The sequence below is a fragment of the Microlunatus sp. M237 genome, assembly GCF_056896895.1.
This window is the reverse complement of sequence record NZ_JBXHBL010000003.1, coordinates 584046-595279: the sequence shown is the minus strand read 5'-3', so window position 1 is coordinate 595279 and position 11234 is coordinate 584046. Positions and strand designations below refer to the sequence as shown.

Annotated in this window: 11 protein-coding genes; 2 read left to right on the top strand and 9 right to left on the bottom strand. The window is 67.5% G+C overall.

What is annotated here, in order from left to right:
- The first annotated feature begins 52 nt into the window (after positions 1-52).
- The gene (locus AC1XX3_RS13795; protein WP_483321712.1) at positions 53-1045 is read left to right on the top strand and encodes an aldo/keto reductase; all 993 of its coding nucleotides are present in this window, start codon (positions 53-55) and stop codon (positions 1043-1045) included.
- A gap of 53 nt (positions 1046-1098) precedes the next feature.
- On the opposite strand, the gene AC1XX3_RS13790 is transcribed toward AC1XX3_RS13795, so the two are convergent.
- The gene (locus AC1XX3_RS13790; protein ID WP_483321711.1) at positions 1099-1404 is read right to left on the bottom strand and encodes an aldo/keto reductase; all 306 of its coding nucleotides are present in this window, start codon (positions 1402-1404) and stop codon (positions 1099-1101) included.
- Here AC1XX3_RS13790 and AC1XX3_RS13785 point away from each other — a divergent pair.
- Complete coding sequence (locus AC1XX3_RS13785) at positions 1375-2049, top strand: class I SAM-dependent methyltransferase (protein ID WP_483321710.1); 675 nt, start codon at positions 1375-1377, stop codon at positions 2047-2049. The genes AC1XX3_RS13790 and AC1XX3_RS13785 overlap by 30 nt on opposite strands.
- Positions 2050-2078: 29 nt before the next feature.
- Here AC1XX3_RS13785 and AC1XX3_RS13780 read toward each other — a convergent pair whose 3' ends face one another.
- The 8 genes from AC1XX3_RS13780 to AC1XX3_RS13745 all read right to left on the bottom strand — a co-directional run bounded on the left by AC1XX3_RS13780 (position 2079) and on the right by AC1XX3_RS13745 (position 11124).
- Positions 2079-3554, bottom strand: a complete 1476-nt coding sequence (locus AC1XX3_RS13780) for an aminoglycoside phosphotransferase family protein (RefSeq protein WP_483321709.1) — start codon at positions 3552-3554, stop codon at positions 2079-2081.
- A 23-nt stretch (positions 3555-3577) separates the two neighbouring features.
- A complete protein-coding gene (locus AC1XX3_RS13775) occupies positions 3578-4231 on the bottom strand; it encodes a response regulator (RefSeq protein ID WP_483321708.1) in 654 nt (217 codons plus the stop codon).
- A complete protein-coding gene (locus AC1XX3_RS13770; RefSeq protein WP_483321707.1) occupies positions 4228-5499 on the bottom strand; it encodes a sensor histidine kinase in 1272 nt (423 codons plus the stop codon). The genes AC1XX3_RS13775 and AC1XX3_RS13770 overlap by 4 nt, the downstream gene beginning before the upstream one ends.
- Before the next feature lie 37 nt (positions 5500-5536).
- Positions 5537-6277 carry an ABC transporter permease gene (locus AC1XX3_RS13765; protein WP_483321706.1) on the bottom strand — a complete coding sequence of 247 codons (741 nt, stop codon included), beginning with the start codon at positions 6275-6277 and terminating at the stop codon, positions 5537-5539.
- A 36-nt stretch (positions 6278-6313) separates the two neighbouring features.
- A complete protein-coding gene (locus AC1XX3_RS13760; protein WP_483321705.1) occupies positions 6314-7222 on the bottom strand; it encodes an ABC transporter ATP-binding protein in 909 nt (302 codons plus the stop codon).
- A gap of 279 nt (positions 7223-7501) precedes the next feature.
- Positions 7502-8485 carry an ABC transporter permease gene (locus tag AC1XX3_RS13755; RefSeq protein ID WP_483321704.1) on the bottom strand — a complete coding sequence of 328 codons (984 nt, stop codon included), beginning with the start codon at positions 8483-8485 and terminating at the stop codon, positions 7502-7504.
- A gap of 6 nt (positions 8486-8491) precedes the next feature.
- The gene (locus AC1XX3_RS13750) at positions 8492-9415 is read right to left on the bottom strand and encodes a carbohydrate ABC transporter permease (RefSeq protein WP_483321703.1); all 924 of its coding nucleotides are present in this window, start codon (positions 9413-9415) and stop codon (positions 8492-8494) included.
- Positions 9412-11124, bottom strand: coding sequence for a type 2 periplasmic-binding domain-containing protein (locus AC1XX3_RS13745; protein ID WP_483321702.1), 1713 nt, complete (start codon positions 11122-11124; stop codon positions 9412-9414). The genes AC1XX3_RS13750 and AC1XX3_RS13745 overlap by 4 nt, the downstream gene beginning before the upstream one ends.
- Positions 11125-11234: the final 110 nt, after the last annotated feature.

Sequence of the window (11234 nt, the reverse complement as noted above, 5' to 3'; positions counted from 1 at the left end):
TCGACCTCACCTTGCCACGGTGATGTCCACGACCGACCCCTACGATGTCGGCATGGAACACGTGCGACTCGGTCGGACCGGCCTGCAGGTCTCGAAGCTGTGCCTGGGCACCATGACCTTCGGGCTGCAGTCTGACGAGTCCACCGCTTTCTCGATCCTGGACGCAGCGGCAGCAGGTGGCATCGACTTCCTCGACACCTCCGACTCGTACCCACTCGGTGGCGGCTTGGAGACACAAGGGCGTACCGAGGAGATCATCGGCCGTTGGCTGCACGGGAAGCGGGACCGGTTCATCGTCGCGACCAAGTGCTTCGGCCAGACCGGGCCGGCGCCGTTCGACGGCGGCAACTCACGTAAACACATCATGTCCGCGGTCGACGCCTCCCTGCGCCGGCTCCAGACCGACTACATCGATCTCTATCAGCTGCACAGCTTCGATCCGCTGACGCCGATCGACGAGTCACTGAGCGCTCTCGACGACCTGGTCAGGGCCGGGAAGGTCCGCTACGTCGGCTGCTCGAACTTCCTCACCTATCGGCTGGTCCGGGCCGTCGGGCGCAGCGAGACGTTGGGGCTGGCCAGGTTCGACTCGGTGCAGCCGAGGTACAACCTGCTGTTCCGACAGATCGAGCGGGAGATGCTGCCGTTCTGCGCGGAGGAAGGCATCGGAGTCATTCCCTACAACCCGATCGCCGGCGGCCTGCTGTCGGGCAAGCACTCCCGCTCCGCCGCGCCGGCGGACGGCACCCGGTTCACCTTGGGAACAGCCTCGCAGAGCTATCAGGACCGGTACTGGCACGACCGCGAGTTCGACACCGTCGACCAGCTCAAGGCGGTCGCTGACGAGGCTGGGCTGTCGCTGGTCACGTTGTCGGTGGCCTGGGTGCTGGCGCAGCAGGCGATCACCGCGCCGATCATCGGCGCAAGCCGTCCCGACCAGCTCGCCGCCAGCCTCGCCGCTGCGGACGTGACCCTGGATGCCGATCTGCTGCAACGGCTGGACGAGCTGACCCGTGATTATCGAATGGGCGACGCTGCGCGCTGATCAGGCAGGTGACGGGGCGGGTCGAGGCCGGCGGTTCTGGTCACCGGGCACGGTCATCCTCGACCGAGTGCAGCCTCCACGGCGAGATGCTGCTCGCTGGTCAGCGGACCGACGCTCATCGCGGCAGCGTTGGCCTCGACCTGACTCCGGTTGCGGAATCCCGGCAGCGGGATGGCCAGCGGGTCATGGGCCCAGATCCACGCGAGTGCAGCCTGCGCCAGGGAGCGTCCGTCCGCGGTCAGGATGTGGCGGACGGTATCCAACCGGGTCTTTTGCCAGTTCAGCACACGGAGTTGCTGCGCGGGTCTCGGCGGGTCCAGGCTGGGCAGATGAGCTCCTCCGCCTCCGGGCCCGACCATGACCCCAACCCGACTGCCGCGTCGGCGGGAGGTCAGCAGCCCGGAGACGCCCACGAGTGGGACGAGCGCTACTCCACCGAGGACCGGATCTGGAGCGGCGAACCGAACCAGGCTCTGGTGGTCGAGGTGGCGGGTCTGACCCCGGGCCGGGCGCTCGAGGTGGGCTGCGGGGAGGGGGCGGACGTGGTCTGGCTGGCGCAGCAGGGGTGGACCGTGACGGGCCTGGACCCCTCGCGGGTGGCGCTGCACCGTGCTGCGACACACGCCGACGAGGCGGGGGTCACTGTCGAGCTGGTGGCGGCCGGTCTGGTCGACGCCGACCTCGCGCCGGGGGCCTTCGACCTGGTCTCGGCGATGTACCCGGCGCTGCCGCGTACGGCCGACAACGCTGCTGAGCTGGCGTTGATCTCGGCGGTGGCGCCGGGCGGCACCTTGCTGGTCGTCCACCATGCTGACCTTGACGCGCACCACCGCAGCGCGGGCGGTTTCGATCCGGATGCCTACGTCAGCCCGGCCAGCGTGGCTGCCCTGCTCGACCAGGCCTGGCGGGTGGAAGTCGATGAAAGGCGACCACGCACCGTCTCGGGGGGTGGCGGGGCCCACCATACGCATGACCTGGTGCTCCGCGCGCGACGCCTGCGCTGACTGGTCCGAGCTGCTGCTGCTCGGCGCAGTCACGCCTCCTGTTCGGCTCGCGCAGCCAACCGGTCGTGGCGCTGCTGTGCCGCCTGGGCGCTGCCCAGACCCAAACCGACGGCGATCTGCGCCCAGGTGAGCCCTCGACCGCGGGCCATGATCATCAGCGCCAGTTCCGTCTCGTCGAGTTCCGCGCGCACCTGTGGCACGAGGGTGAGTGCAGCGAGCAGATCGTCGGCGTCGACGCGTTCCTCGTCGGGTGCGTACTGGGCGGTCCCGCCGGCCAGCAGCTCGACCAGCCGAACGGCCTCGTGTGGCAAGAGACCTGCGGCGCCGGATTGTCGCTGCCGACCCGCGGTCGTCGAGCCGTGTCTTTCGGCGAGGCGGAACAGCGCTGCAGGCACTCGGCGGCGCCGCCGGTCGCCGCTGCTGAGGGGACTCAGCGGGTCGTCGTTGCTGAGCGGACTCAGCTGGTCGTCGTTGGACCTGATCTCGTTGGCCCGGATCTCATCCGTTGGTGTCATCACAGCACAGTGCCGCTTCAACGCGGCATTGTCAACAAAATGTTGAAAGCGCGAGTCACTGCCGCCCAGCCACGCTCTGCACAGGTGGTCGACGCGGGCATGGACCCGATGGACAGCGCGCTCGTCGTTGAAGCGGGCGTACGGGGGCCAGGCGAACAGCAGGAGGGCAAGCTCGGCCGCGAGTGTCGCACGCGCAACCTCGGCTGCCACCAGCCCACGGCAGGCGGCATAGGTTTGCGTCATCTTTGCCAGCGGCAGCGACGCGCCGTACGGGGCGGCTCGCACGGACACGAAGGCGAGATCCACCGCCCCGGAGCCGGCCCCTGCAGCCTGCCAATCGGTCCAGACCAGGCCGGCGGAGTCGATCATGATGTTGTCCGTGTGACAGTCCCCGTGGAGGAAGGACTTCCCCGGCTGCCGGGTCGCGTCCAGCAGCTCCGTCGCGTCGTCGAGGACGGACTCCACCAGGGCCATCTCGCCCGGGAGCGAGAAGAACCGGCGAGCCACCTCGGGCTCGGCCCGCAGCCACGACGCCGCCTGCTGCCACCGCGGGTCGGGCGGCACCGGAGTCTCGTGCAGGACAGCGAGGTCCTCAGCCAGTTGGCGCCAATGATCCTCCGACCAGTCCGCCGCCGGGCGCGGCGGTGGGTGCGCGGTGAGGACGATGGCGATCGCCTCGTCGGTGACCACGAACCCGAGCAGATCCGGCGTCCGGATCCCGACGGCCACCCCGAGGTCGCGATAGAAGGCCAGCTCACGCTCGGCGCCCGCTCGCAGGTGGTCGCCGACCCGAGCACGGGTGATCTTGAGGACGGCCGGGCATCCGTCCGCACGGCTGACGCGCCAGACATTCGAGCCCGATCGCGAGCCGGTCAGCGGTTCGGATAGGACCACTCCTAGCTCGGTGACCAGGTGGGCAGCACCGTCGTCGTCCGGGGCCACGCCGTCCAGGGCTAGGTCGTCCGGGGCCACGTCGTCCGGTCGGGTCATCGGGCCTCGTCGGTCACCGGTGCTCAGTGGCGTTGGGCCGTCAGCAGGCCGCGCTCGAAGGCGACGGCCACTGCCGCGGCCCGGTCGTTGACGCCGAGCTTGGCGTAGATGTGCAGCAGGTGCGTCTTGACGGTCGCTTCGGAGATGAACAGCTGGCGTGCGGTCTGCCGGTTGGTGGAACCGCGGGATACCAAGATCAAGATCTCCAGCTCGCGTCCGCTCAGCGGCTCGCGCACCGGTGCACGCAGCTGTCCCAGGACGCGTCTCGCGACCGACGGGGACAGCACCGTCTCGCCGCGGGCCGCGGCGCGGGCGGCACGGAACATCTCCTCCCGATCGGCGTCCTTGAGCAGATAGCCGGTGGCGCCGGCCTCGATGGCGGGCAGCACCTCGCTGTCGGAGTCGTAGGTCGTCAGCACCAGCACCCGCGACGGTATGCCCTCGGCCACCAGCTGCTGGATCGCGCTGACGCCGTCGAGCTTCGGCATCCGTAGGTCCATCAAGATCACGTCGGGGGAGAGCTGCCGGGCCAACGTGACCGCCTGGGCTCCGTCCTCGGCTTCGCCGAGCACCTCGAACCCGCCCTGACCGGTGAACATGCCGCGCAGCCCATCGCGGACCACCGGATGGTCGTCGACGATCAGCAGCGTGACCGGTCGCGCACCGTGCTCGCTCATCCAGCACCACCGGGGCCGAGTGCCGGCACGCTGGCCGAGAGCGCTGTCCCGCCGCCGGGCTCCGACTCGATCGCCAAGATCCCGTGCACCTGGGCGATGCGCTGCCGCATGGCCGTGAGGCCGAACCCGCCTGAACTGGAGTCCTTACGCTCCGGCAGTGCGGCAGGGTCGAAGCCCACCCCGTCGTCACGCACGTCCAGCATGGCCACATCCTCCATGTACGACAGCGTCAGCCCGACCCGGGAGGCGCCGGCGTGCTTGGCCACATTCGCGAGTGCTTCCTGTCCGGTGCGAAGCAGGGTGACCTCGACCTCCGGGTGCAGCGGCCGCGCGATGCCGGTGGTGATCACCTCGGCCGGCACACCGTTCTGTGCCGACCAGCGCTGCGCCACCTCGGTCAGCGCGTCCGGCAGCCGTGCCGCCTCGAGTGGTTCGGGTCGGACCGCGTGGACGGACCGCCGGGCCTCCGACAGGCTCTCGCGCGCCAGCTGAGCCGCGTGATCCAGGTGCCGTTGCCAGTCCTCCGGACGGTCCCGGGCCTGCTCAGCTGCCTGGACCTGGGTCAGGATGCCGGTCAGACCCTGCGCCAGGGTGTCGTGGATCTCGCGGGCCATCCGCTGTCGTTCGTCGAGGATGCCGGCCTCGCGCGCCTGGGTGAGCAGCTGGACGTGCAGCCCGGCATTCTCGGCCATCGTCTCCTGCAACCGGGCGTTCAGCTCAGCCAGCGACGCGACGGTGGCCTGGCGCTGCCGGCTCTGCTCGGCCGTGACCTGCCCGACCGAGGAGAACGTCGTCGCCAGGGCCACGATCACCACCACCAACAGCAGGTATGACGCGGCGCCGCCCCAGCTGGTCGGCAGCGAGCCGCCATACAACGCGGTGGCGGAGATGGCTCCCGTGGCCGCGACCCCGGCCAGTCGCCATCGTCCGCGAAGCACCGCCTGGGCGTGCACGTAGCCGGCGAAGGCGAAGAATCCGAACATCGGGCTGCGATATTGCAGCAGGGCGTACAGGATCATCAGTCCGGCGAAGTAGCCGATTCTGGCGCTGGTGCGATCTGGCAGGCGCCCCAGGAGCGCCACGCCGGCGAACATCCACACCGCCGTCAGCGCTGACAGCACGAGCAGCCCTGCGGTGGAACCGCGGACCGGTGCGTCGTCCACCACGAAGGTGAGCGCGAGGGAGAGGACAAGCACCAGGTACGGCACCGCGGCCGACGCACGGTCCAACCGTCGTTCCCAGGCGTCGAGCCGGTGCTCAGCGGTCACGGCACGCGGCCTTCGGTCGGCTCAGGCATCGGGGTGGTCACTCCCAGCGGAATAGGCGTGCGGCCACGATACCGAGGACGACCGACAGCGCGGCCAATACGCCGAGTTGAGCCATCGACGCGGCGGCGCCGCTCCACGTGTCGGCCACGGTGTCCAACAGGGCACCCAGCGGCGAATAGCCGCCGAGGGTGGCGAGCCAGTCGGGCATCCGGTCGCGCGGCAGCCAGGTGCCGGCCAGGAACAGCATCGGGAAGAACGCCAGCGGGCCGACCGAACCGGCGACGCGACCCGACGGCGACAGCGCCGCGACGACGAGGCCCAGAGCGAACAGGGCCGTCAGCCCCAGAATCACCGCAACCACGAAACCGGGCATGTTCTGCGGTATGGGCAGGCCCACGGCATAGTGACCGACGACGACCAGCACCGCCACCGTGACCAGAGCCGTGGCCAGCTGCACGACCAGCTGCGCGGCGAGCAGCTTCGCGGGGTGCACGGGCGTGACGGACAGCCGGCGCAGGATGCCCTTCTCCCGATAGGTGGCGAGCACGGTCGGCAGCGCGAAGAAGCCGAGCATCCCCACCGCGATCATCAACGACAGCGCCGGCAGGTACGTCGGCTGGTCGTGCTGTCCACCGCCGGTCGGCTCCGGTTGGTCGCGGAATCCGAGTCCGAAGATCAGCATCAGTCCCACCGGCAGCAGCACCGTGAATACCAGGGTCGCCGGTTCTCGCAGAACAAGCTTGGCTTCCAGTCCGATCAGCATCAGCAGGGATCGCATTGTCGTTCTTCCGTTCTGGTCGGGTGGTCGAGTGGGTCAGTCGCCGAGCCGGCGGCCGACGAGGTGCAGGAAGGCGTCGTCCAGGCTCGCCTGGTCAACGCGCAGGTCGAGGGCCAGGATCTGTGACCGGGCGAGCACGGTCGTGACCGCGGCGAGCGCGTCCGTGGTGCCCTCCACGACCAGAACGGCGCCGTCGCTGCGCACCCGTGCCACCTCAGGCAGCGAGGTGAGCAGCGTCTCGTCGAAGGGGACTGAGGGCCGAAACGAGATCCGCTGCCCGGCCCCCGTCTGGGCGACGAGGCCGTTGGGGGTGTCGAGGGCCACGACGCGTCCGCCGTCGATCACCGCCAACCGGTCGCACAACCGCTCGGCCTCAGCCATGAAGTGGGTGACCAGCACGACGGTCACCCCCTGGTCGCGGACCTGCTCGACCAGCTGCCAGGTCTCGCGGCGGGCCTGGGGGTCCAGCCCGGTAGTGAGCTCGTCCAGGACGGCGACTTCCGGGTTGCCGACCAGCGCGAGCGCGACGGAGAGGCGCTGCCGCTGGCCGCCCGACAGTCGGCCGAAACGACTGTTCTGTTTATCGGCCAGACCCAGCCGCTCCAGCAGCTCATCGACGTCCGCCGGTTGGCGATAGAACGACGCGTACAGCCGCAGGGCTTCGCCGACCTTGATGCGCTCCGGCAGCTCACTGGCCTGCAGCTGGACTCCCAGCCGCTGCCGCAGGGCGGCGCGGTCGCGCTGCGGGTCCAGGCCGAGCACGCGAATGGTGCCGCCATCGGGCGCCCGCAGACCTTCCACGCACTCGACAGTGGTCGTCTTGCCCGCGCCGTTGGGGCCGAGGATGCCGAAGATCTCGCCCCGCTCGACGGCGAACGAGACGTCCTCGACCGCGACGACATCGCCGTAGCGCTTACACAGGTTGTGGACCTCGATCACCGACATCTGGGAGCCCCATCCTCATTCGGGCGGCCCTTCGCGGGCCGCTTCAGCAACGGCGGCCCAGCCCGGGCCGCTTCACCCCAGGGTGTCGCGGATGGAGGGCCCGGCGGATCGCCTGAGCGGTGCTGATGAGCTGACGATTCGGTGGACGGTGGCATCAACCGATCGGTTGATGCCATCATGCTGATCGGCCGCGCTCCGCAGGAGGCGTTCGACCAGCCCCGCTGACCACTCACCTCCGTTACCGGTCGAGGTCGGGCGAGGGGATCAGCTGGTGCGAGCCTAGAAGAGGCTCTCCTTCACCACCCGGCGGGCGAGCCAGTTGGCCAGCAGCAGCATGCCCAAGGCGATGACCGATTTGAACAGTCCGATGGCGGTCGCGTAGGAGTACTGCGGCAGGGCGGAGACGAACGCCACACGGTAGGAGTAGGTGTCGATCACCTCCGACACGCTCATGTTCAGCGGGTTCTGCATCAGCAGGACCTTCTCGAATCCGACCGACAGCATCGAGCCCATGTTGAGGATGAGCAGGGTGATGGTGACCGGCAGGATGCCAGGCATGTCGATGTGCCAGATGCGCCGGATGATGCCCGCGCCATCGACCTTCGCGGCCTCGTGCAGCTGGGGGTCGATGCCGGCCAGCGCCGCCAGATAGATGATGGCCGAATAGCCCAGTGTCTGCCAGGCGCCGGACCAGACGTACGTGTGCCGGAACAGACTCTCACTGAGGAAGTCGACCGGCTTGCCGCCGAAGGCCTCGATCGCCTGGTTCACCACTCCACCGCTCGGGGAGAACAGCATGATGATCAATCCGACCACGACCACTGTGGAGATGAAGTGAGGGGCGTAGGTGATCAGCTGGACTCCGCGCCGAAACCCTGCATTACGCACCGAGTTCAGCAGCAGCGCCAAGATGATCGGGAGCGGGAACAGCGCGATGAGCTCGTACACGTTGAGGATCAACGTGTTCTTCAGCACCGACCAGAACTGGAAGGAGTTGAGGAACTGCTCCACATAGGTGAAGCCGGCCCACGGGCTGCCGGTGATGCCCTTGGCCACACTGAAGTGCTTGAAGGCCATCTGGAGTCCGTACAGCGGTCCGTAGAGGAACAAGATCGCGTAGACGAACGGCGGCAGCAGCAGGACGTAGAGCTGCCAGCTGCGTCGGAGCTCGCGCCACCGAGAGTGCCGACGCATCCGGTCGCGGCCCGCCGGCTTGGGCGGATGCCCGGTGGCCGGTGAAGGAACTACTTCTCGAACAGCCATCGTCTCCTACTTCAACGATCCGATCAGGGCACCCTTGACGAAGTGCTTCTGAACGAAGGGATAGGCAATCAGGGGCGGCACCATGGCGACCACGATCAGGGCGTACTTGAGCTTGTCGAACAGCTCCTTGCGCTTCAGCAGCTCCGCCATCCCGCCGCCCCCGATCTGCGACGGGTCCACCTGGCTCTGGGTGAGGATCTCCCGGAGCACCAGCTGGAGGGGGAATAGGTCCGCATTGCTCAGGTAGAGGAAGGCGTTGAACCATCCGTTCCACTGGGCGATGCCGTAGAACAGGAGGTTGACCGCAATGATCGGCTTGCTGAGTGGCAGCGCGACCCTCAGGAAGAACTGGAAGTCGTCCGCGCCGTCGATCCGTCCCGCCTCGAGGAGCTCCCGCGGCACGGTGAGCTGATAGAAGGTCCGGGTGATGATCATGTTGAACACACTCATCGCCCCCGGCAGGATTACCGCCCACCGGGTGTCCAGCAGACCGAGCTGTCGGACCACCATGTAGGTGGGAATGATCCCCGCCGATAACAGCGTGGGGATGAGGAAGAAGAAGGTCAGGAACCGGCGGTAGGGGAGGTCCTGGCGAGACAGCGCGTACCCGGCCAACATGGTCAGAGCCGTGCCCAGCAGCGCGCCGACGACCGTGTAGAGGACGGAGTTGAGGAAGCCTTTGACCAGGTTGGGTGAGTCCAGGATCGTTGCGTACGCGTCAGCGTTGAACCCCACTGGCCACAGCTTGACCGACCCGTTGTTAATCGCCTGGGCGCTGCTGAACGACGAGCTCAACACGTAGACCAAGGGGTAGAGAACCGACAGGGTGAACATGGCCAGCAGGCAATAGTTCAGCACGTAGAACAGCCGGTCACCACGCGGCTCGGCGATGCGCCGAGCCGCGGGTGCCGTGGCGAGCCTGGAGCTCACTGCGGCCGCGTGTCGTAGGCCCGCTGGTGCAGGTCCTTGTACGCGGGCAAGCCCATCTTCTCGAATGCCGCGACGTACTCGTCCCACGCACCGTCGTCATTGATGTCCAGCTCCCCGGTGGCGAACTTGGCCATGCTTCGCTTGACGTGGCTGTCGATGGTCGCTGCCGTGTCCGCCTGCTGCGCCGCACCGGCCTCGTCGAAGATGAGGTTGGGTAGCTGCATCTCCTTGGGCGGGGCGTACTGCTCGTAAGGCGTACTGGCGTCGTACAGCACCTTCTCCAGGTCCGGGCTCTTGGGATCGGAGTACTGACCCAGCCGGAAGTCTTGGGAGAAGTAGTAGATCTGGAACAAGTTCCAGCTCTGTCCGAGCGGGGCGGGGAACTTCTTGCTCTTCCACACCGCCTGCTTATCGTTGAGTCCGGTCTCGCCGTCCTCCGCCCAGAACCAGTTGTCATCTTGGACGCCCATGTAGGAGTTGAGCTGGGCAGTCAGCTCCATCTGGTAGTCCGCCCACTCCACCAGCAGCTCGGGGTTGGAGCAGTTCTTGGTGACCACCAGCGGCGGACCGACAAGGAGCCTGTGGTCCCAACCCGCGTACTGCACGCCGTCTGGTCCCTTGAGAGGGGGCACGGCGACGTAGTCACGCCACGGCGAGTCCATCTCGTCATCGACGTCGATGAAATGTCCCTGATAGTAGCTGCGGACGAACCCGAGGCGGCCCTGGTTACCGGCTCGAAGCAGCTCGTCGCCGGTCATGGTGAACGCCTGGGACGTGAGGGTCTGGTCGTCGTAGAGGCTGCGCAGATAACGCAGCGCCTCGCGCCAGGCCGGCTGGTTGGCGACGAAGTCCACCTTGCCGTTGTCCAGCCGCAGCCAACCGCCCTCATGGCTGCCTCCGGGGTTGTAGAGGAACGAATTCATGATGAAGGGGTCGACTGGGTCTCCGACACTCGCTGCGAACGGGATCATCTTGCCGGTACCCGACGGATCCTCCGCCTTGAATCGCTTGAGTACCTCCCTCAGCTCGTCGGTGGTCTCAGGCACCGACGCGCCCACCTTGTCCAGATACTTTTGGTTGATCCAGGCGCGGGCCGGGCTGACGTGGCAGTGATAGCAATCTGATACGGCCTTGAACTGATAGATGTTCCCGTCCAAGGACAACAGGTTCGACCGGAGGTCTGGATACTCGGTGAAAGCCTTGCGTAGCTCGGGTGCGTAGGTCTCGATGTAGTCGCCAAGGCTGGCGAAGAGACCCTGCTGACCGTAGAGGGACACCTGGGCGTCGGTGAAGGGAATGCCGAGGAAAGCGTCGGGCAGGTCGCCGGATGCGAGCATGGCGTTGATCTTGGTCAGGTCGGTCGAGCCGTCGGAGCCGGTCAGCAAGACCGCCTGGTATTCCACCTTGACGCCGGTGCGCTTCTCGAACCACTGGCTGAACTGGTTCTTGTTCCAGTCGCCCACCACCTGCGAGTCCTGTGGCACGACGATCCGGAAGGTCTTCGAGCCGTCGTGGAACGGCTTCTTCTCGGTGGCGCGGGGTCCGACGTAGCCCTCGGGATAGATCGGGCCCTTCACCTCTGGGCCGATCGTCCGCTGCGGGACGTCTTTGATGCCCTTCGGCTGAGGCGCCTCCTCGGCGCCGCTGGAGCAGGCGGACAGGAGCGGGGCTGCCGCCAGCGCGCCGAGCCCCACTGCGGCGGACTTCATGAAAGCCCGACGGGGCAAGCCCCCTCCGCTTGTGTCGTGAACAGACATGTGTTCCTTTCCTCTCGTGCCGGCGCGGCGCGATACGACCGCCGGCGAGTTGCGAACTGATG